The sequence below is a fragment of the Fundidesulfovibrio putealis DSM 16056 genome, assembly GCF_000429325.1.
GTDB lineage: Bacteria > Desulfobacterota > Desulfovibrionia > Desulfovibrionales > Desulfovibrionaceae > Fundidesulfovibrio > Fundidesulfovibrio putealis.
The window spans coordinates 172,288-192,645 of record NZ_KE386885.1; the positions used below are offsets into that span (position 1 = coordinate 172,288).

Sequence of the window (20,358 nt, forward strand, 5' to 3'; positions counted from 1 at the left end):
AAGCTCGAGGGAACCAACTCCTTGCCCGATGCCTGCACGTTGAGGTCCCTTCGCTCTCGAGATTCCGCCGATAGCTTTGAGGATGATAACTGGATGTGATTGGCTTCCTGCCCATGCTGATGGCCTTGGCAGTGAGTCAACTTACGCCCCTGGGATCCTTTGCGATGCGGCGGGCGCACCTTGCCGCGAAGCCAACGACCGAGTTCTTCCCTCGGGTAGCAGATGGTTCTACCGATCATGACTCGCCCCTGAGGGCCAGTCCCCACGCAATCTTCGTTGGCCAATGTCCTGCCAGAAAATAACCCACCCGTGAGTCTCCCGACATCTCCCCGCCGGACATAGGCAGGCAGACCCTCAATGATCTTGTCCACAATTTCACTCTGATCCATGGTCTATTCCCCTCCGGTCAATTTTCGCTTCGGTACGAAGCATGTGTTGGACGATTGCTAGCCATAAGCAGGAGGGCGAATTAGAAGTCAAACCGCTCCGGACGAACTCCTACCCACGGATCACTCCGGGTCGGAACTCTGTCTGAAGCGTAAAAATGGACCAAAGTTATGTGGACATTAGCGAGGACAACTTCCGAATAATCGAAAATCGAGGCCCAAGATGCATGGATTGACCTGCAATCGATTGCAGGTCATCAGCGGCTACTCCCCACGCGTGACAACTGGAGTCTCGGTCAGATCGCGAGTATTTTCAACATGCTGCTATGCAAGAGAACCGTCGAGCTTCCATCCCCGGAGTCGATAATAATCCGTCAGCAGGGTCTCCATTTCGGCCTCGGTCAGCCCCCTGCCGTCGGGAAGGGCCTCCCGGTGCAGGCGCCCCGGCAGACGGTCGTCCTTGATGGTCAGCCCCTCGCGGAGGTTGAACTCCCGGGTGAGGTTCAGGATGCGGGCCGCCTTGCGTCTGAGTTCTTCCTTGGAAGCGTCCAGGCCAGTCACCAGCCCGATGGCCTTCTCCAGTTCCTCCCAGGTGTACATGTCCCTGTAGAAGCGGCAGAGGATGAGCGTGTCGAAGATCGTGAGGCGGTCCTCGTAGTCGATGAGCATCTCGGCTTTGCCCTCAATGGCGTCGGCAGGGATGAAACCGGCCAACTCCGGCTTGTAGAAAGTCGTGCGCAGATGGCAGGCCCCTCTGGGAGAGGTTCCATAGGCAAGCCCCATGCCCTTGAGCACGCGCGGATCGTATCCCGGAGGCTCCATGCCTTTCACGTGGATGGCCAGGTCCGAGAGGCCCCAAGCCTCAGCCGTGGGGATGATGCCGTCCGCCATGATTTCTCCGTGTCCGCTTCTGGAGGCGATGTTCTGGATGAGCCTGCCCACGCCTTCGAAGTCGCCGTAGTCCAGGCCGAGATCCAGCTTGCCCCTGAGGCAGGCCTCGATGGCCAGTGCACACAGGTTACCGGCCGTGATGGTGTCCAGGCCCAGACGGTCGCACAAGTCGTTCAGCCAGACGATCTCCTCCATCTCCTCGATCATGCATAGGCCACCGAAGGCGTAGATGGTCTCGTATTCTGGCCCCTCCAACTGGAGCCCCTCATGGCGGCCCTTGGTCAGCCGGGCCATGCGCCCGCAAGCCATGAAGCATTTGAGGCAGGCGTGGGGTGTAACGTCGTGCTCCTTGTGGAAGGTCTCCCCGCTGATCTTCTGCCAGTGGTCGCAGGTCCCCTGGCTCCAGTACTTGGCAGGAAAGGCCCCCGCAGTGTTCATGAGTGCCACCATCATGGTGGTGCCGTAGGCCTTGTAGGCCTTCACGCCCTTGTTCTCCTTGCCCGCCTTGGCGAACTCCGAAGCGTAGGCCCGCACGCCCTTGGGGTCGGCCAATTCGCGCTTGCGATCGCCCTGAAAGACGATAGCCTTGAGCCTCTTGGAGCCCATCACCGCCCCGACTCCGGCCCGGCCCGCGCAGCGCCAGTAATCGTTGGCGATGAGCGCGTAGCGCACCAGCTTCTCACCTGCCGGGCCGATGACCACCGCGCCCGGCGCGCCAAAATCCGGCCTATCCACGACCAGTGTGGCCCGGGCCGCGCGTTCGGCGTCGTAGGTCTCCATGCCCCACATGGAAGAGGCGTCGTGAAATGTGCACCCCCCGGGATGAACGGTCAGGGCCACCGGCCGGTCCGACGCGCCTTCGATGACCACGGCATCGAATCCGGCCCGGTCGATGGCCTCGGGCACTTTGCCCCCTGAATAGGATTCGGCGTAGAACCCAGTCAGCGGGGACTTGGTGAATACGCCGTAGCGGCTCCCCCCCCAGACAGGCCCACCGCAGAAGGGGCCCGTGGCGAAGATCAGCCGGTTTTCAGGGCCCAGCGGATCCGCCCCAGCCGGGTTCAGCGAAACAAGCAGGCTCGTTCCCAGACCCTTGCCTCCAAGCACCGACTCCAGGAGTTGGGGTGCAAGGGGTTCGATCGAGTACTTCCGGTTGGTGAGATCCACCGTGAGTATCCTGCTGTAGAATCCGAACATGGGCGTTCCTTGTGGTTTGCAGGGTTGCGCAGAGTGTGGGGCGAACCGTTTACAGCGCGCACCTGTAGATGGCTTCGGCGTCTTCCAGCTTGAGGAGGCGTGGATTGTTGGCCAGGAGCCGTGTAACCTTCATGACCCCCTTGGCAAGATCCGGGATGTTCTCTTTCTTGATCCCGAACGCGCTGAGCTTCGCCGGAACCTGGAGATCGGCGCAAAGCAGGCGCATGGCTTCGACCGCCTTGAGGGCCGACTCCCTCTGGGAGAGTCCGTTCACGTTCTCTCCCAATACCTCGGCCAGGTGGGCGAATTTGGGAATGTTGCCGAGCATGTTGAACTCCATGACCGGCACCAGCATAATGCTGTTGGCAACGCCGTGGGGTATATGGAATTCAGCCCCTATGGGGTAGGCGAAGGCGTGCACGGCCGTGACCCCCGCATTGGCGAAAGCCATGCCCGCCAGCATGCTGCCTTCCAGCATCTTGGACCGGGCGTTTACATCAGATCCGTTGGAGAAGGCTGTGCGGATGCTGCCGAACACCAACTTGATGGCTTGCAGGGCCAGCATGTCGGTCATGTCGCTGGCGTTTTTCGAGGTGTATGCCTCCAAAGCGTGGATCAGGGCGTCCATTCCCGTGGCGGCAGTGACGTGCGGGGGCAGGCCAAGGGTCAACTCGGGGTCGAGAATAGCCACGCTGGGGAAGAGGTACGGGCTCACGATGCCAAGTTTCAGTTTCTCGTGGTGATCCGAGAGAATGGCGATGGGGGTGACCTCGCTGCCGGTGCCTGCAGTGGTGGGAACCAGGATGAGTTTGAGTCCGGGCTTGGGCACGAGGTCAACCCCGAATATGGCCGATACGTTGCCGGGATTGGTGGCCAGAACCGAGGCCACCTTGGCCACATCCTGGGCCGAGCCCCCGCCGATTCCCAGGATGGCGTCGGCCTTGAAAGCCTTGACGCTCTCGCTGGCACGCACAGCCGTCTCGTATGAGGGGTCAGCCTCCACGTCGGAATAGCGCGAATACGTAATCTTGGCCTGCTTGAGATAATCCTCGAGCCTGTCCACCATGCCGGTATTGGCCAGCCCCGGATCGGTCACCACCATCACCCGTTTGGCGCCCAGCCTGCGGACCTCCTCGCCGACTTTTCCGAGCGAGCCAGCCCCCATGATGATGCGCCGCGTGGTCTGAAACGTTATATTGGTTCCCATTGAATTCCCCTGCATGGTTTAACAGGCTATTTTCTTACCCTATAGTTGCCGCGCAGCGTGACGCGTTCGCGAAACGCGTCAAAGCGTCTCTACGCTGCAACTCCAGGAACCCATTGGCCACCGTCTTGAAGGACAGTCTCATGCCCTTCAGAATTGAGCTGCTAGACCGCAAGGTACTTGCTCTGTACCTGCTCATCCCTCCTGAATGCATCCACGGTTCCGGTGAAGACACCCCTCCCCTTGTCCATGACCACAACACAGTCGGACACGGCCAGGGCAAAGCGGATGTTCTGCTCCGAAAGCAGGATGGTGGTTCCTTCACGCTTGAGGCGAAGGACCAGTTCCTTGAGCTCGCCCACTATAACGGGCGAGAGCCCTTCCGTCGGCTCGTCCAGGATGAGCACTTCCGGGTTGCCCATCAGGGCCCGGCCAATGGTCAGCATCTGTTGCTCGCCTCCAGACAGAGCCCCGCCCATGCGATCCAGCATGCGCCTCAGGGTGGGGAAGCAGTCGAGCACGGTGTCCATGTTCCAACGCCCCGAACGCTCGGCGATGACGCCCATCTCCAGGTTCTCGCGCACGGTGAACGGCGCGAGAATGCGTCTGTCTTCGGGCACGAAGCTCAGCCCGAGCCTGGCCATCTTGTAGGGAGGCAGCCCCGTGCATTCGCGCCCCAGGAACCCGATCCGCCCGGATCGGGGGGGAGTGAGGTTCATGAGCGAGCGGAAGGTGGTGGTTTTGCCCGCTCCGTTGCGACCCACGAGGCAGACGGTTTCCCCTTTGCGGACCTCGAGGCCCATGTCGAAGAGAATATGGCTGCGCCCGTAAAAGGTGTTGAGCCCGCTGCCCGAGAGGATGGGGGTCATGCTACCTCCTCGCCCAGATAGGCGGTGATCACTTCCGGGTTGTTGCGAATTTCGTCGGGGGTGCCGTCGGCAAGGAGCCTGCCGCTCTGGAGAACCCGCACGCTCTGAGCCAAGCCGAAAACCGTGTCCATGTCATGCTCGATGAAGACGAGGGTCAGGTTGAAGTCCTTCCACAGCTTCAGCACCAGTTCGCGCGTCAGGTGTCGCTCCTCGGGAGACATCCCGGAGGTCGGCTCGTCGAGCATGAGCAGCATGGGCTCAAGCGCCAGGGCGATGCCGATGTCCAACAGCTTCTGGTCGCCATGCGCCAGCTCGTGGGCCTGTCGGTCGGCGTACCTTGCCAGGCCCAGGCTTTCCAGGATGTCCATGGCCCGGGTGGTGGCCCGCTTGAATTCCGACACCGGCCGGAGCGGCCTGCGGGTCTGGTCCAACTTGGAGAGGCAGGCCACGCGTACGTTGTCCAGCACAGTCTCTCCAAGGAACAGGGAGGCTACCTGAAAGGCCCGCCCCATCCCCATGCCTACGATCTGTTGGGTGGACATTCCGGCCACGTCCACCCCATTGAAAACGATGCGCCCTCCATCAGGCTTGAGATGTCCCGTGATCTGGTTGAACAGGGTGGTCTTGCCGGCTCCGTTGGGGCCGATGATGGCCGACATTTCTCCGGGCCTGACCTTGAAGCTCACATTATCGGTCACCTTGAGACCACCGAAGGCCTTGCTCAGCCCGTCCAGTTCGAGAAGAGGCTCGGTTTGGCTCATTTCAGCTCCTCCCCCAACCTGGTCTGGAGTTTGGCCGGACGGTTGGCAAACCGCACGCGGAGATGGGCTATCTCACCCATCAATCCGCGCGGCAGGCCCAGCACCATGACCAGCATGACCGAGCCGATGATCAGCGACCAGTATTCGGTGAAAGCGCCCACAACGTCCTCGATGGTCACGATGACCGCCGCGCCGACCAACGGTCCGAAGAACTGCCCGATGCCGCCCAGGATGGACATCAGGATCACATGGCCCGAGGTGGTCCAATAGAACATGTCGGTGTGGATTGAGTAATCCACACCACTCATCAGGGCCCCGGCCAGTGCGGAGAAGAGTGCGGATATACAGTAAATGCGCTGCTGGTTGCGCCGCACCCGGCGGCCCAGGAAGCGCACGCGCTCTGGATTTTGGCGCACGCACCGCAGAATGAGCCCCATGGGCGAGGAGTTCAGACGTCCTAGAAACCAGATCGACACCCCAACCAAAGCCAGCACGAGATAATAATAGGCCACCTTGTTGGCGAACAGGCCCGGGGGGATGATGTTCTGGATCCCGTCGTCGCCCCCGGTGAAGGAGTACCATTTGAACATCACCTGCCAGCCCAGTTGCCCGAACGCCAGGGTCAACATGGTGAAAAACACGCCGCTCACCCGGATGATCAAATGGCCAAGCAGCCAGGAGAACAGGATCGACAGCACGAGCCCCAGGAGCATGCCTGGGAAGAACCAGGCCGAGCCCAGATACTTCACGCACAGCCCGACGCTGTAGGCCCCCATCCCATAATAGAGGGCCTGGCCGAAGGAGAGCATGCCGGTCACGCCGAAAAGCATGTTGAAGGACACCGCGAAAAGGCCCCATACCAGCACGTGCGCGGCCAACAGCATCTGGTAGTTGGTGGTTTTCAGGATGGGAACCAAGCCAAACAACACCACAAAGCCCAGGAGATAGAGCGAATTGGCGGCAAAAGGCTTGTTCGACATCCTAGACCCTCCTGACCTTGCGGGGAGCGAACAGCCCTTCCGGCTTGAACACGAGCGTAAGCGCCATGACCAGATAACTGAAAAGCGTGGCCCATTTGGGCACGAACACGATGGCGAAGGAATTGACCTCCCCGATGAGCAAGGCCGCAAGCCACGCTCCCCAGAAGTTGCCGAGCCCGCCAAGCACCACAACGATGAGCGAATCGATGATCACCTCGATGCCAGCGCCGGGCGTCACGGAACGCAGCGGCGCGGCCAGCACCCCGGTCATGCCGCTCAAGGCAGTGGCGATGCCGAAGACCAGGGTCATGGTCATGGGCACGTTCACCCCGAGGACAGCGAGCATTTCACGATCCAGGGCCGAGGCGCGAGCGATCCGGCCCGCCTTGGTCTTGTTGAGCAGCCACCAAGCCGCGATCACTACGAACAGGCCGATCCCGATCACCGCGACGTTGTACGTGGGGACAACGATTCCGAAAAACGACAGCGCCCCCCGCAGTGATTCGGGCTTGGCCAGAGATTTGTACTCCGTTCCCCAGACCAGCTTCACCAGGTCGTCGAGGATGAGGATGAAGGAGTAGGTCAAAAGGATCTGGAAGCCGCCTTCGTCGGCCCGGCCGTAGATCCGGCGCAGAAAGAAGAATTCCGCCACCATCCCGAGCACGCCTGCGAACAGCCCTCCGGCCACGAGGCTCAGCCAGAAATTCTGCCCCCAGACCGAGGACATCTGATAGCCCACATACGCGCCCAGCATGAAGAACGATCCGTGCGCGAAGTTGAAAACCTTGCCTACGCCGAAGATGAGCGTCAGGCCGCTGGCGATGAGAAACAAGAAGGTGGCCATGGTCAGGCCGCTGATGAGCTGAACGAAGAAAAATGACAGATCCATGCGCCACTCCCTGGTTGGCTATTGCGAAACAGGCGCGGGAGGCTTCCCGCGCCTGGCTCAAGGACTGGTTCCGCTATTTCTTCTTCTCCACCCATTCCTTCGGGGGAAGCAGCTCATCCGCCTTGTACACCTTCCACTGTCCGAGCATGCGGGTGGCGGGGGGGAAGTCGGTATTGGGAACGGTTACGCCGATGGCCTGCATCTGCACGATCTGGTGCGAGGCAGGGTCGATGAAGGAGACAAAGCCTTCGGGGTCTTCGGGCTGCTGGAACTTCATGCCTTCCAGGGCCTTGACCAGGGCGTCCGAGTCGTCGGGACTGCCTACTTTCTTGACTGCCTCGGCGATGGCGTACACGCCGACATAAGCGCCTTCTGCGGAGTACGTGGGATAGCGGCCGGTCTTTTTGTGGAACTTCGTCACGTAGTCCTTGTTCATGGCGGTGTCGGGCCAGTTGTTGTGATGTCTGGCCGAGAGCACGAGGCCAAGCGGAAGGCTGTCGCCCATGGCGCTCAGAAGTTCGTAGTTGCCGCCGGCGTCGGGATGGAAATAGAGGCTCTTCTCGAAGAGGCCGTAGGGGACAGCCTGCTTGATGAAGGCCACGGTGTCGCCGCCCCAGAAACCGCTGACCAGGATGTCGGGTTTGGCCTGCACGATGGAAGTGATGTAGGAGGTGTAGTCGGATTCGAACAGCTTGGGCCAGAAATCACCGACCACCTGATACTTTACGCCGAACCGGTCCAGGTTGAATTTGAGTTCTTCAAACTGGGCGTGCCCGTAGGCGTAATCCGGCCCGATGTAGGCGATGGTCTTCCAGGGTTTGGTCTGGGCCAGCTCCTTCAGGTAGAGCGCGCCAGCGGCCATGGACTGGAAGGTGTTGTTGGAGACGCGAAAATAATAAGGCTGCAGATTCTGAGCGGTCAGTTCGGTGGCAGCGTGGTCGGTGCCGATGAAGATCTTCTTCTCCTGCTTGGAGACCTCCGTGAGAGCCAGGCCCACGGCCGAGCTCACCACGCCGAACAGGAAGTGGACCTTGTCGTCTGAGATATAGCGCTTGGCCACGGTGACGGAGTAATCCGGCTTGGCCTTGCTGTCGGTGTTTATGAATTGAATCTTGTATCCGGCCACCCCCCCCTTGGCGTTGATCTCTTCCACGGCCATTTCAGCGGCTGCCACGGAATCCATGCCATAGATGCCGGACCTGCCGGTCATGGGGTACAGTGCACCGATCTTGACGACTTTTTCCTGTGCAAACGCGGACGAGACAATTGCTGTCAATAGCAACAACAAACAAAGAGACGCGATACGCTTAGGCGAGGCCATCCGTCATTCCTCCTGTTGATTGTTTGACATACTCATGTCCGATCCATCACTGCACCGGATGCATTTTTTCTTCAATATACTCCAAAATTATTGTGTTATTCTTACGGCAGCTTGTTGATGTCGTTGGTGAATATTGGCCATATGGGCTGAGTTTGTACTCGGATTATGCGGTGAAGAATGCCAAGAACATGAAATTCGCGAATCTTTTTGCTCTGAGCCCAGAGATGTTGCGGATAATATGCCATCGACACTTCTGATACAGCGCGCCTCTTCCAGTTGATATGTCACGGCAGGAAAAATAGAATCACAACATCATGCGTCCTTGGTCTGCACATCTGCGGCAAAGCAAGAGCACGCTTAAGTCACATAGCCAAAACCATGCCTGACCAAACAACGTCTATGAAATCGGGGGGAAAGCTCTAACCAGGGGGACGGCGGAAAAGTGCAATTCTGCGAACAATAACGCAAACATAACTATAACATGCTTGAATATATGCAATTCGCAATTATGCGACAAAATCAATTCTGCGACATGACAGCACACATGGTCCGGGGTCGCTCCTTGAGCAAGCCGTACTTCGCAGCCTTCCGGTAGGCGGTGGCCTTATCGATGCCAAGCTCGATCGCCACTCTCTGCCAGGTCCCATATTTACTGAAGGCGTCTTCCAGAAGATAGGCCTCGACCTCGGCTACGGCCTCGCCCATCCGGGAGCCGCGCCTGGGGATGTATGCTGATCGGCGGATGTGGGCCGGCAGATGCTCCACGGTTATCTCAGTGTCCGCCGTTGTCACCAGCAGGCGTTCGATCATATTTTCAAGTTCGCGCACGTTGCCCGGCCACGGGTAGAGCGCCAGAGCGTCCACGACCCCGGGGCTGAGCTTTTTGCGAAACCCGAATCGCCGATTGAACTTGTCCATGAAATGCATAAGCAGGAGCGGGATGTCCTCTGTGCGTTCGCGCAGCAGCGGCAGGTGGATGGGCACCACCATGAGTCGGTAGTAGAGGTCGCGCCGGAACTCCCGGCGCTCCACCATTTTCTGGATGTCGCGGTGCGTCGCGCCGATTATCCTTACGTTGACGTTTATGCACTTGGTGCCGCCCAGGCGCATTATCTGCTTTTCCTGAATGGCTCGCAGGAGTTTCGCCTGAAGGACCATTGGCATGTCGCCGACTTCGTCCAGGAACAGGGTCCCGTTGTTGGCCAGTTCGAAGAGCCCCAGCTTGCCTTCCTTCCGGGCACCGGTGAAAGCCCCGCCCTCGTAGCCAAACAGCTCTGTTTCCAGTAGTTGTTCCGGCAGCGCTGCGCAGTTGATGGCGATGAAGGGTTGCAGGGCTCCCTTGCCCTTCTTGTGGATGAGCTTGGCAATGAGTTCCTTGCCGGTGCCGGAATCCCCGGTGATGAGCACCGTGGAGTCCACGTAGGCCACCTTGGTAGCCGTCACGAGTGCCTGGGCCATGGCCCGGCTGCGGAAAATTATATCGCCAGCCTCGATCTGCAGAGAGCGCAGGTAGGATATCTCCACCTCGTACTTCAGGGTCTTTTGCTGCGTCTCGATCAGCTGGTCGCGCAGGTTGATCAGGTCGGTGATGTCGCGGACGTTCGTGACCACCCGGTAGAGATTGCCCGCGTCGTCGAACACCGGACTGCCCGTCACCAGCATCCGGCGCTCGCCCTTGATGGTCTGGTTGATGGTGGCTGCCCTCTTGGTTTCCATCACCAGCAGCGTGACCGACTGGTCGTAGTACTTTTCCTCCACAAGCTGCTTCATGTTCTTACCGAGCACCTCGAAAGCATTGATGCCCGTCATCCTTTGGTAGGCCTCGTTGAGCAGAAGCACGTTGCCGGAGCCGTCCGTGATGAAAATCCCGTCATAGGACGAGTTGATGATGGCGCTGAGTTCCTTGATGTGATCCTTGACGTAGTGGAGCTCGCAAGAAGTGTTTTCCAGGATGGAGATGTCCTGGAAAACGCTAATGACACCGACAAGCCTGTCATCATCGAAAAGAGGGGAATGGTTCGCCATGAGCACGGCGTTGTTGAGGGCGAGCATTTGCCCGAACACAGGTTTCCCCGCTACGAGCACCTGCATCACCTGGGAATTGGGAAGCACCTCGGCCACATCTCTGCCAATGAGTGCCTCTCCGGCAGATTCAAGAAATGATTCCACTCGCCCGTTGGCAAAGGTGATCTTGCCGCACGTGTCTACGGCCATAAGCCCGATGGGGGCTGCATCAAGGACGGCTTGGGACAACTCAGAATCGTAACCGTGCGAGTCGGACACTCTTGCGCCCCCATTGTTATCATCGCCCTGAAAAGGTCAACGCCACATCTGGGAAGGAAGAACCGGTCTTGTATTCCGGGATATTCTACGCAGGGGAGGTGTGTGAGTAAAGTGGGCTTCCCGCCGGATCGGCCTTGAGATGGAGCAGGCCATTACACGGCACGCTGCGGGCCGCTGAACGCCTGCGTGGCGAAAAGGATGCTACTGCCATCCCGGAATTCCCCCTATCCACCGCGTTGGTACAAACCGCCCCTCCATGGTCATTGCAGTACGAGACCTGTTACCCTCTCGTTGAATAGGACCAGCCCAAAGTTGAGATTTCTGACAAAGCCGCCCCGGAGGGAGCCAAGCGGATATTTGGATTTTCAGAAAACCAGATCACGTTCACCGTTCAGATCAGACGGGTATAATTCTGCAAATGCTGTTCAACGACCGTTCAATCCAGCCTCGGCAATTGAACGATTGTCGTCATCTGTTCAATTGTCTGACCTGGGCTCACCTTGGCCAACGATGTCCAGAATGTCCTTTGCCACGAAAACCTTGCTTCGTGCTTTCGATTCCATCGGATGGAGCGCGCCGACATCTACCAATTTTTTCACGATTTTAACCGCCCCCTGGTAGCTTACACCTAGGGCATCTCCCGCCATCGGGAGGGTAAGGATTGGCGACTCGAAGAGAATATCCGCCAATTTAAGCACAAGTGCAGATGCCCTGCCCTGGACAAGCAAGTCCCGCCACTTGGCCTGCAAATCCTGGAGTTGCTTCGCCAGCGCAACTGCGTCCCGGGCCTGAACCGCAACGCCGTCCAGGAAGAATCTGGCCCACTCCCTCCAAGCCCCTTGCGTGCTCACGGCCATGAGCAAACGGTAATACTCTTCTCGTCTCTGCTCAAAGTACACGCTCAAGTATAGAAGCGGATGGGGCAGAAGTCCCCACGAGACCATGAGCAAAGGCATGAGAAGTCGCCCGATCCGTCCGTTGCCATCAATGAATGGGTGGATAGCCTCGAACTGATAGTGGATGAAGGCCAACCGCATGAGCGGTGGCAACCTGTCACCAGCATGAAGGTAGCGCTCTAAAGCGTCCAGGGCTTCCAGCATTTCCGGCACGGGCGGTGGAACGTAACTCGCATCTTTGAGCAAGCAACCAGCCGGGCCGATCCAGTTTTGCGAACGGCGAAACTCGCCTGGTGTGGCTTGGCCCCCCCGGACTCCCTCCATAAGTTTGGCGTGGGCCTCCCGGATGAGCCGCAGACTCACAGGTAAAGTATCCAGCCGGGCCAGCCCTTGCTTTAGGGCCTGCACGTAGTTGAAGACCTCCCTGGCATCCGCAACAGCCTTGGGAGCCCTGACTCCTGGCAGCAGGAACTGCCCTGCCTCGTATCCATACAGGTCGGTGAGGTCCGTCTCTGTACCCTCGATTCTGGACGAAAGCACAGCCTCCTGGCGGATGAAGGGGTTGATGAGCAGATGGGGGTTGGCAATGGTACGCCCAAGTCCAGCCAGTTCCCCAAGAGCCCGATCTGCTTCAGAGAGCGTCTGAACCATCTCAGCATCAAAGACAAACTCCGGTGGCAATGGGCTCGGAAGGTAGGCGTGGTATGCCAATTCGCCCTGTCCGATGCGGACGGCCTTGCCTGACGAGGCGGGGGTGAATATTTCGGGCTTCATTTGTTCCCCGTGGTCTTTGTTCCCTTGATGGGCATAACCTTTCCCGCCTTAACATTGGCCGCAATTCCCTTTTCGAGGTTCTTGATGGCCCTGCGCAACGTATCGGGGGCAAGGTGACTATACCTCTCGGTCATACTCAACGTGCTGTGCCCCATGAGTTCCTTGACGCTGTAAAGATCAGTACCCTGCTCCACAAGCCAGGACGCGAAGGTGTGCCGTAAGGTGTGAAAGACTACCTTTTGACGGGAGTCGTTTACCCCATCGTTGAAGCCAAGTTCCTTGACGGCCCGTTCGAAGGCATTGGAAACCCAGGATCGTTTAACTCCGCCGCGGCCTGGGAAAACCATATCCCCGTGGTTTCCCTTTTCTTTGCCCTGTAACATGGACCGCACGTCTGCGGTCATGTATGCTATCCTGTTACGCCCGCTCTTAGTGTCCCGCAACGCCAAGAGTCCCCGCCCAAAGTCCACGTCACCCCAGGCGAGGTTAAAGACTTCCCCGGCCCTCACGCCGCAATGAAGCGAAAGTAGCGCCATGTCATGGAGATTTGGAGATCGCTCCTTTAGGTGCTCCAAGAGCCTCCCCGCCTCTTCGTGACTGAGAAAGCGAAGCCGCCGATTGTCCGCTCTTGGTGGCTTGACCTTGCTTGTTGGAGAAAGACAGGAGGTCAGGTCGCGCTCCCGGGCGAAGTTAAACACCTGGCGCACCACGCACAGGGCGTAGTGGATGGTCCTGGGTGCCCGGCCCGCGTCCGCCATGTCTTTCTTAATGCGTTCTAAATGAAAGGGAGAAACTTCTTTCAGAGGTACGCTTCCGATTATCGGACCGATCCACTGCCGAAATAAGCCCTTCTCCGTTACCACGGAATTGTGCTTTTTGTTCTGGCAGGAATGTCCCAGGTAGGTTCCCTCAAAGATGGCCCCGAAAGTGACTGCCTCCTGTTCGAGGAGAGCGCGTTCAGTTGCTTCTCGATTGGCCGTTTCCTTGGCAATTTGGCGCTTGGCCGCCAGAGTTTGAGGCCCTTGTCCTAGTCGCTGGTTCTCCTTGAGTTCCGCAAGCCGACCTGCGGCCTTGGTCTCTGTCCAGCCTTCGGAAGCCCAGCCAAGACCCTCTTCCTTGTCTTTTCCATCTAGTTTGTAACGAATACGAAAGTAGCGGTCAGGCTTAATTCCGTGTTTGCGTGTCGGGTGTTCGCGGTATCGCACGCCGGGAGACTTGCACTTGATGAACTTCCGTGTGTCCTTTGGTATCTCCGGCATGAAAGCCTCCGATAAGCTCCGCGACTGCTGGGTCCGCCCTGGGTCCGCGATTTTCGATGAAACAAGGTGATTCTGTGTGATAACTCGTGAACGTCATCTTGCCGGAAAGTCATGCTGTGTCAATGACTTCCGTGTGCTTAGTGACATATTGTGATGGCATATCGAAAAGAATGGGGTTCAGGGGGTCGGAGGTTCAACTCCTCTCATCCCGACCACGCTAGATCAAGGGCTTACGGTGATTCGCCGTAAGCCCTTTTTCGTGGCCTTCAAATTCTGTCCCCATCCTGTCCCGCTTTTTTTTCACGGCTTGCCTTTCTTCGCCTCCTCCTACTCTCCCCCATATCATTCTCACAGGGGGATACTCCCCCCAGGCTGCTCGGACGTGAACGGTTGCCCGCCTGTCAACTCGTCTTCTGAAGAGGCTTCAAAGAAATGGTGGGCACGGCAACCCGGACTCGCCGCATGAGGCTGGCCGGGACAGATTTTCGCCCAAGACAATTTACGACAACAAAATTATCGTTTTATGACAAAAACAATTATCCTGCCGCATCCACACCTGTTGCAACAAATGAATGCAAAACACATATTGACGAGCTGTGTCGTTCGTGTGATTTGCTGAGAATATGGAGATAAATGCGTTCATCCTGAACAAAGGAGAAGACCATGAAGCCATATTTTGCTGAATTCATTGGAACATTCTGGCTTGTTCTTGGCGGTTGCGGCAGCGCTGTTGTGTCAGCAGCTTTCCCGAATGTTGGTATCGGGCTGCTTGGTGTTGCCTTGGCGTTCGGCCTGACAGTCTTGACGATGGCTTATGCGATTGGACACATTTCCGGCTGCCATCTCAATCCTGCCGTGTCCATCGGCCTGTGGGCCGGCGGTCGCTTCCCCGCTGGAAAGTTGCCTGCTTATATCGTCGCGCAAGTTCTGGGCGGTATCGTCGCGGGAGGAATTCTTTATCTCATAGCGACCGGCAAGGCGGGGTTTGACGTGTCAGCAGGCTTTGCTTCCAACGGATATGGCTCTCATTCTCCCGGAGGATATTCGGTGACTGCAGCCTTGCTTTCCGAAGTTGTCATGACCATGATGTTTTTGATCATCATCCTCGGGGCCACGGACACGCGAGCTCCCCAGGGCTTCGCTCCTCTGGCCATTGGCCTGGGCCTCACCCTGATCCACCTGATCAGCATCCCCGTCACGAACACATCCGTCAATCCCGCACGCAGTACCGGGGTCGCCGTATACGTCGGCGGGTGGGCATTGGAGCAGCTGTGGCTGTTCTGGGTTGCGCCTATTATCGGAGCAGTATTGGGTGCGGTCGTTTATCGATTGGTGGGACATGATTCCAAAACATGACACGTCCGGATTATCCGCAGGAAGCGCTCCGGAGGGTGCTTGAGGACGGATCTTTATTGAAGCCACATCTCCGCTCTTGCGTTCTTGCCGGTGTGGTGATCCATTGGGTGGGGCCAGCCAGGAACTGCCTGTCGGTTATAGTCGGCTTCACAGACACGCAGCGGGGACGTCATGGATTTCAAGGTACTTGCAGACCTGATCGAGAATGGTGTGCCGTTCAACAGAATGCTTGGGATTCGGGTCTGCGAGATCGCCGAAGGACGCCTCAAGCTCTTCATCCCGTTCCGGGAAGACCTGATCGGGGATGTCCGCCGCCCCGCGATCCATGGGGGCGTGATTTCGGCCCTGGCCGATGTCTGCGGCGGATTCGCCGTCTGGACCCTCTGCAAGCTGGAAGACCGTCTCGCCACCATCGACATGCGCGTCGACTACCTTCGTCCGGCGACGGCCCATGACCTCTATGCCGAGGCCACAGTGAGGCTGCTCGGCAACCGGATGGGCAACGCCCAGGTGATGCTTTGGTCTGAAGGAACGCCCGACCTGCACGTTGCCGAGGGACGGGGCGTGTACAACATCCGCCGCAATCCCCGTTGACCTGCGCGGTTCACCCGCCGCAAAGCACCGGCATCCCGGCTTAACCCGCCTTGCGATACTTCAACGCGCCGATTGCCACGCACACCCACCCTGCCAACCAGATCCCGCCGCCGATGGGCGTTATGATCCCCAGCGATTTCATGCCCGTGAGGCTCAGTTGATACAGGCTGCCTGAGAAGAACACCGTCCCGGTGATGAAAAGCCAGCCGCCTGCGGCCATGAGTTTCCCCGGCCATTTGGCACAGGCAAGGCTCACGCAGAGAAGCGCGATGGCGTGGTACATCTGGTAGCGCACGCCGATCTCGAAGACCGCGAGCATGTCCGGGGCCAGTTGATGTTTCAAGGCGTGAGCGCCGAAGGCCCCTGCCGCAACCGCGATGAACGCCGACAAAGCTCCGGCGGCGAAAAACAGTCTCTCCATGAACAGCCTCGGGAATGTTGTGTTTGGTTTGGCCAGCACGCTCGGGCTGGCGGCAATCAGATGGACTCCCCGGCGGACAGCCGGGATCCTCGGCCTCCTACCACCCCCTGGGCTGTTCTGCCAGCGGTATCGCCTGGCGTGGCGGCCCCGCCCCCATCGTCCTGGCAAACAAGCAGCCGGATGCCCGCCGGACACCGGCCGATCTGCCGCCCGCCCGCGCAAGAGTCCCGGTCGTTCGGAACACGCCAGGCGTGATAGACATAACCAGGGGACGTGCTATGATCCGGACAGGATTGAAATTGCAAGCAAGCCAAACATTTACGGCGTGCATCCTCTTGGCTGAAATCATGGCCGCGCATGCAGCACTGCCTGCGCGGCGCGCAGTGAAATACGAACCATCACAGACATCAGACGGCTGACGTCGCAAGGTTACATCATGAGCATCCTGTCCAACCCCTGGCTTAAACGCGTCGCCCTTCTCGTTGCGGCTCTCGCTGTCGCCTGGGGCGTCTGGCGATTCACGAACAAGCCCGTGGACGACACGCTCGCCCAGGGCAACGGTCGCATCCAGGCCACGGAGATCGACGTCGCCGCCAAGACCGCCGGTCGGGTCGACCGCATCCTGGTCAACGAGGGCGACCTCGTGAAAGCTGGGGACGTGGTCGCCTACATGGACATGAAGTCCATCGAGGCCCAGCTCAACCAGGCCATTGCCCAGGCCGCCAGCGAGAGAAACTCCAAGGAGGCGGCCCTGGCCCTGGTGGCGCAGCGCGAGGCGGACATCGCGGCGGCGCATGCCGTGTTCGTGCAGCGGCAAAGCGAGCTGGATCTGGCCAACAAGACCAACTCCCGGACGCAGACCCTGTATACCAAGCGCGCCCTCTCGGCCCAGGAGGCCGACGAGAGCGCCGCCCGCGTAAGCAACGCCAGCGCCAGCCTGAGCGCGGCCCGCGCCCAGATCATGGCTGCCGAGGCGGCGGTGCATGCCGCCAAGGCGCAGGTTGAACATGCCCAGGCGGGTATCGAGGCGGCTGACGCGTTCGTGGAGCGCCTGCGCACCGAGCTGGAAGACTGCGTGCTGCGCGCGCCGCGAGCGGGCCGCGTCCAGTACCGCATCGTGGAACCCGGCGAGGTGGTGGCGGGCGGCGGCAAGGTGGTGAGCCTTGTGGACCTGGGCGACGTCTACATGACCTTCTTCCTGCCCGAGGTCGCGGCGGGGCACCTGGCCATCGGCAGCGAGGCGCGCGTGGTGCTGGACGCTGTTCCCCAGTATGTCCTCCCGGCCCAGGTGTCCTACGTGGCCAGCGTGGCGCAGTTCACGCCCAAGAGTGTGGAGACCCAGAGCGAACGCCAGAAGATGATGTTTCGCGTGAAGGCCCGCTTCGACCCCGAGCTGCTCAGCCAGTATTCCGAGTACGTCAAGACCGGGCTGCCCGGAATGGCCTATGTGCGCACGGACGCAAACAAGCCCTGGCCCGAGAAGCTTCAGATCAGGATGCCGGAAGTGCGCAAATGAACGAGGACGGCCCCTCGAAGGACCTGGCGGCGCAGCCGCCGGTGGTCCGCCTTAAGGGCCTGCGTCACCGTTACGGCAAGACCCTGGCCGCAGACGGCGTCACGATGGACATCCCCTCCGGCTGCATGGCCGGCTTCATCGGCCCCGACGGGGTGGGCAAGTCCACATGGCTTGGGCTCATCGCCGGAGCCCGCAAGATCCAGGACGGCGTCGTGGAGGTGCTGGGCGGGGACATGGCCGAGCGCAGGCACCGTGAAGCCGTGCTGCCGCGCATCGCCTACATGCCCCAGGGGCTGGGCAAGAACCTCTACCCCACCCTGTCCGTCCACGAGAACATCGACTTCTTCGGCCGCCTGTTCGGCCAGCCGCGCGCCGAGCGCAAGCGGCGCATCGACGGCCTCCTGGCCGCCACGGGCATGGACGCCTTTGCCGACCGTCCGGCCATGAAGCTGTCCGGGGGCATGAAGCAGAAGCTCGGCCTGTGCTGCGCCCTGGTCCACGACCCGGACCTTTTGATCCTCGACGAGCCGACCACCGGCGTGGACCCGCTTTCGCGGCGTCAGTTCTGGGAGCTGATCGAACGCATCCGCTCCAACCGCCCCCAGATGAGCGTGCTTATCGCCACGGCCTACATGGAGGAGGCGCAACAGTTCGACTGGCTGGCGGCCATAGACCAGGGGAAACCCCTTGCCGTCGGCTCTCCCGGCGAGCTGTGCAGGCGGGCGGGCGTTGATTCGCTGGAAGCGGCCTTTCTGTCCCTGCTGCCCGAAGAGAGGCGGCGCGGCCATCACGAGCTGGTGGTTCCGCCGCTCACCGCCGGAGAGGTAGTGATCGCGGCGACAGGGTTGCAGATGCGCTTCGGGGATTTCATCGCCGTGCAGGACGTCAACCTGAGCGTTCGCAAGGGAGAAATATTCGGCTTCCTCGGCTCAAACGGCTGCGGCAAGTCCACCACCATGAAGATGCTCACGGGGCTCCTGCCGCCCACGCGCGGCCAGGCCGTGCTGCTCGGCAGTCCCGTGGATGTTGGCAACATCGAAACGCGTCGGCGCGTGGGCTACATGTCCCAGTCCTTTTCGCTCTACAGCGAGCTGACCGTACGCCAGAACATGGAGCTCCACGCACGGCTGTTCCACCTGCCGGACGACGAGGCCGCCGGGAAGATAGAAGCGCTGGCCAGGCGTTTCGACCTAGCCGACATGATGGATGGCCTGCCCGACCAGCTGCCGCTGGGCATCCGCCAGCGCCTGCAGCTGGCGGTGGCGGTGCTGCACAATCCCGCTGTGCTGATCCTGGACGAGCCCACCTCCGGCGTGGACCCCGTGGCGCGCGACCGCTTCTGGGAGATGATCATCGATCTCTCCCGCAAGGACGGCGTGACCATCTTCATCAGCACCCACTTCATGAACGAGGCCCAGCGCTGCGACCGCATCTCGCTTATGCACGCGGGCAAGGTGCTGGACTGCGACTCCCCGGCGGCGCTGATCGCCAAGCGCGGCGCGGACAGCCTGGAAGGGGCGTTCATCTCCTGCCTGGAAGAAGCGGCTGGAGCCTCCACGGACGGCGGCGCTGTCCGGCCCCTGCCGCAAACCCCGGCCCCGGACGTCGCTCCGGACGCGGCCCGCCCGCGCCCGGCGCTTTTCAGCCTCTCGCGCCTGCTGAGCTTCAGCGCCCGTGAGGTGCTGGAGCTGCGGCGCGATCCCATCCGCCTCTCCCTGGCCCTGCTCGGCAGCCTGCTCTTGATGCTGGTCATGGGGTACGGCATCAGCATGGACGTGGAAAACCTCACCTATGCCGTGCTGGACCGCGACCAGAGCATCACAAGCGACATCTACACGCTCAATATCGCGGGCTCGCGGTATTTCTCCGAGCAGCCGCCGCTCCACAGCCATGCGGACATGGACCGGCGCATGCGCTCCGGCGAGTTGACCATGGCCCTGGAAATTCCGCCCGATTTCGGACGCGACCTCGCACGCGGGACCGCCCCCGAGATAGGCGTCTGGCTCGACGGCGCGATGCCCATGCGCGCAGAGGTCGCGCGGGGGTACGTGCAGGGCATGCACGCCTCCATGCTCGCCGGGGCGGGGGGGCCGTCCACGGGCCTTTCCACCGTCGAGGTGCGCTACCGCTACAACCCGGAGATGAAGAGCATCGTGTCCATGGTTCCGGCGGTCATCCCGCTCATGCTGGTGTTCATCCCGGCCATGCTCACGGCCCTGGGCGTTGTCCGGGAGAAGGAGCTGGGGTCCATCCTGAACGTGTACACCACCCCGGTCACCAAGTTCGAGTTCCTCATCGGCAAGCAGCTGCCCTACATCGCGCTGTCCATGTTCAACTTCGCGCTGATGTTCCTGGTGGCGCTCACGCTGTTCCAGGTCCCGTTCAAGGGGAGCCTGCTGACCCTGTGCGCCGGAGCGCTGCTGTACGTGACGGCCACCACGGGCTTTGGCCTCCTGACGTCCACGCTCATCAACAGCCAGATCGCGGCCATTGCCGCCGCGTCCATCGGCACGCTGCTCCCGGCCATCCAGTTCTCCGGCCTGATGGACCCGACCTCGTCCCTGGAAGGCGTCGGGGCCTTCATCGGCGCGGCCTACCCGACCACGCACTTCCTCACCATCAGCCGGGGGACCTTTGCCAAGGCGCTTGGCTTCGCCGACCTGACCGGATCATTCATACCGCTCTTGATAGCCGTGCCGGTGTTGACCATCGCATCGGTCATTCTTCTGAAGAAACAGGCCCGATGAGGGGGGCATGGCAT

15 protein-coding genes are annotated in these 20,358 nt (G+C 60.2%); 4 read left to right on the forward strand and 11 right to left on the reverse strand.

Annotated features, from left to right (window positions below; translation table 11 throughout):
- Positions 1-710: 710 nt before the first annotated feature.
- The 10 genes from G453_RS0117510 to G453_RS0117555 all read right to left on the reverse strand — a co-directional run bounded on the left by G453_RS0117510 (position 711) and on the right by G453_RS0117555 (position 13,710).
- On the reverse strand, positions 711-2,474 hold the full coding sequence (locus G453_RS0117510) for an aldehyde ferredoxin oxidoreductase family protein (protein WP_027192072.1): 1,764 nt from the start codon (positions 2,472-2,474) through the stop codon (positions 711-713).
- A 49-nt stretch (positions 2,475-2,523) separates the two neighbouring features.
- Positions 2,524-3,681, reverse strand: a complete 1,158-nt coding sequence (locus tag G453_RS0117515; RefSeq protein ID WP_027192073.1) for an iron-containing alcohol dehydrogenase — start codon at positions 3,679-3,681, stop codon at positions 2,524-2,526.
- 161 nt (positions 3,682-3,842) lie between these two features.
- Positions 3,843-4,547 carry an ABC transporter ATP-binding protein gene (locus tag G453_RS0117520; RefSeq protein WP_027192074.1) on the reverse strand — a complete coding sequence of 235 codons (705 nt, stop codon included), beginning with the start codon at positions 4,545-4,547 and terminating at the stop codon, positions 3,843-3,845.
- The gene (locus tag G453_RS0117525; protein ID WP_027192075.1) at positions 4,544-5,308 is read right to left on the reverse strand and encodes an ABC transporter ATP-binding protein; all 765 of its coding nucleotides are present in this window, start codon (positions 5,306-5,308) and stop codon (positions 4,544-4,546) included. Before G453_RS0117525 ends, G453_RS0117520 begins: the two co-directional genes overlap by 4 nt.
- Positions 5,305-6,288 carry a branched-chain amino acid ABC transporter permease gene (locus tag G453_RS24975; protein ID WP_051272578.1) on the reverse strand — a complete coding sequence of 328 codons (984 nt, stop codon included), beginning with the start codon at positions 6,286-6,288 and terminating at the stop codon, positions 5,305-5,307. The genes G453_RS0117525 and G453_RS24975 overlap by 4 nt, the downstream gene beginning before the upstream one ends.
- 1 nt (position 6,289) lies before the next feature.
- The gene (locus G453_RS0117535) at positions 6,290-7,177 is read right to left on the reverse strand and encodes a branched-chain amino acid ABC transporter permease (RefSeq protein WP_027192076.1); all 888 of its coding nucleotides are present in this window, start codon (positions 7,175-7,177) and stop codon (positions 6,290-6,292) included.
- 73 nt (positions 7,178-7,250) lie between these two features.
- Positions 7,251-8,498 (reverse strand): ABC transporter substrate-binding protein, encoded by a 1,248-nt coding sequence (locus G453_RS0117540; RefSeq protein ID WP_027192077.1) that lies wholly within the window; start codon positions 8,496-8,498, stop codon positions 7,251-7,253.
- A 519-nt stretch (positions 8,499-9,017) separates the two neighbouring features.
- On the reverse strand, positions 9,018-10,781 hold the full coding sequence (locus G453_RS24980) for a sigma 54-interacting transcriptional regulator (protein WP_268870793.1): 1,764 nt from the start codon (positions 10,779-10,781) through the stop codon (positions 9,018-9,020).
- Between the two features lie 476 nt (positions 10,782-11,257).
- On the reverse strand, positions 11,258-12,451 hold the full coding sequence (locus G453_RS0117550) for a Fic family protein (RefSeq protein WP_027192078.1): 1,194 nt from the start codon (positions 12,449-12,451) through the stop codon (positions 11,258-11,260).
- Positions 12,448-13,710, reverse strand: a complete 1,263-nt coding sequence (locus G453_RS0117555) for a tyrosine-type recombinase/integrase (RefSeq protein ID WP_027192079.1) — start codon at positions 13,708-13,710, stop codon at positions 12,448-12,450. The genes G453_RS0117550 and G453_RS0117555 overlap by 4 nt, the downstream gene beginning before the upstream one ends.
- 663 nt (positions 13,711-14,373) lie before the next feature.
- Here G453_RS0117555 and aqpZ point away from each other — a divergent pair.
- Both aqpZ and G453_RS0117565 read left to right on the forward strand, forming a co-directional pair.
- Entirely contained in the window at positions 14,374-15,066 is a 693-nt protein-coding gene (aqpZ, locus tag G453_RS0117560) for an aquaporin Z (RefSeq protein ID WP_027192080.1), read from the forward strand.
- A 171-nt stretch (positions 15,067-15,237) separates the two neighbouring features.
- Positions 15,238-15,660 carry a PaaI family thioesterase gene (locus G453_RS0117565; RefSeq protein WP_027192081.1) on the forward strand — a complete coding sequence of 141 codons (423 nt, stop codon included), beginning with the start codon at positions 15,238-15,240 and terminating at the stop codon, positions 15,658-15,660.
- A 40-nt stretch (positions 15,661-15,700) separates the two neighbouring features.
- Here the strand turns inward: G453_RS0117565 and G453_RS0117570 are convergent, their stop codons facing one another.
- Positions 15,701-16,081 carry a DUF423 domain-containing protein gene (locus G453_RS0117570; RefSeq protein WP_027192082.1) on the reverse strand — a complete coding sequence of 127 codons (381 nt, stop codon included), beginning with the start codon at positions 16,079-16,081 and terminating at the stop codon, positions 15,701-15,703.
- Between the two features lie 436 nt (positions 16,082-16,517).
- Between G453_RS0117570 and G453_RS0117575 the strand changes: the two genes are divergently transcribed.
- Both G453_RS0117575 and rbbA read left to right on the forward strand, forming a co-directional pair.
- Positions 16,518-17,597: an HlyD family secretion protein gene (locus G453_RS0117575; RefSeq protein ID WP_027192083.1), complete on the forward strand. Its 1,080-nt coding sequence runs from the start codon at positions 16,518-16,520 to the stop codon at positions 17,595-17,597.
- Positions 17,594-20,344, forward strand: a complete 2,751-nt coding sequence (rbbA, locus tag G453_RS0117580) for a ribosome-associated ATPase/putative transporter RbbA (RefSeq protein ID WP_051272579.1) — start codon at positions 17,594-17,596, stop codon at positions 20,342-20,344. The genes G453_RS0117575 and rbbA overlap by 4 nt, the downstream gene beginning before the upstream one ends.
- The last annotated feature ends 14 nt before the right edge of the window (positions 20,345-20,358 follow it).

Excerpts from the sequence above, each read along its gene's own strand:
- G453_RS0117515 (WP_027192073.1), bottom strand. The coding sequence starts at position 3,681 with ATGGGAACCAATATAACGTTTCAGACCACGCGGCGCATCATCATGGGG.
- G453_RS0117510 (WP_027192072.1), bottom strand. The coding sequence starts at position 2,474 with ATGTTCGGATTCTACAGCAGGATACTCACGGTGGATCTCACCAACCGG.
- G453_RS0117575 (WP_027192083.1), top strand. The coding sequence starts at position 16,518 with ATGAGCATCCTGTCCAACCCCTGGCTTAAACGCGTCGCCCTTCTCGTT.
- G453_RS0117570 (WP_027192082.1), bottom strand. The coding sequence starts at position 16,081 with ATGGAGAGACTGTTTTTCGCCGCCGGAGCTTTGTCGGCGTTCATCGCG.
- G453_RS0117535 (WP_027192076.1), bottom strand. The coding sequence starts at position 7,177 with ATGGATCTGTCATTTTTCTTCGTTCAGCTCATCAGCGGCCTGACCATG.
- aqpZ (WP_027192080.1), top strand. The coding sequence starts at position 14,374 with ATGAAGCCATATTTTGCTGAATTCATTGGAACATTCTGGCTTGTTCTT.
- G453_RS0117555 (WP_027192079.1), bottom strand. The coding sequence starts at position 13,710 with ATGCCGGAGATACCAAAGGACACACGGAAGTTCATCAAGTGCAAGTCT.
- G453_RS0117525 (WP_027192075.1), bottom strand. The coding sequence starts at position 5,308 with ATGAGCCAAACCGAGCCTCTTCTCGAACTGGACGGGCTGAGCAAGGCC.
- G453_RS0117565 (WP_027192081.1), top strand. The coding sequence starts at position 15,238 with ATGGATTTCAAGGTACTTGCAGACCTGATCGAGAATGGTGTGCCGTTC.
- G453_RS24975 (WP_051272578.1), bottom strand. The coding sequence starts at position 6,288 with ATGTCGAACAAGCCTTTTGCCGCCAATTCGCTCTATCTCCTGGGCTTT.
- rbbA (WP_051272579.1), top strand. The coding sequence starts at position 17,594 with ATGAACGAGGACGGCCCCTCGAAGGACCTGGCGGCGCAGCCGCCGGTG.
- G453_RS0117520 (WP_027192074.1), bottom strand. The coding sequence starts at position 4,547 with ATGACCCCCATCCTCTCGGGCAGCGGGCTCAACACCTTTTACGGGCGC.
- G453_RS0117540 (WP_027192077.1), bottom strand. The coding sequence starts at position 8,498 with ATGGCCTCGCCTAAGCGTATCGCGTCTCTTTGTTTGTTGTTGCTATTG.
- G453_RS0117550 (WP_027192078.1), bottom strand. The coding sequence starts at position 12,451 with ATGAAGCCCGAAATATTCACCCCCGCCTCGTCAGGCAAGGCCGTCCGC.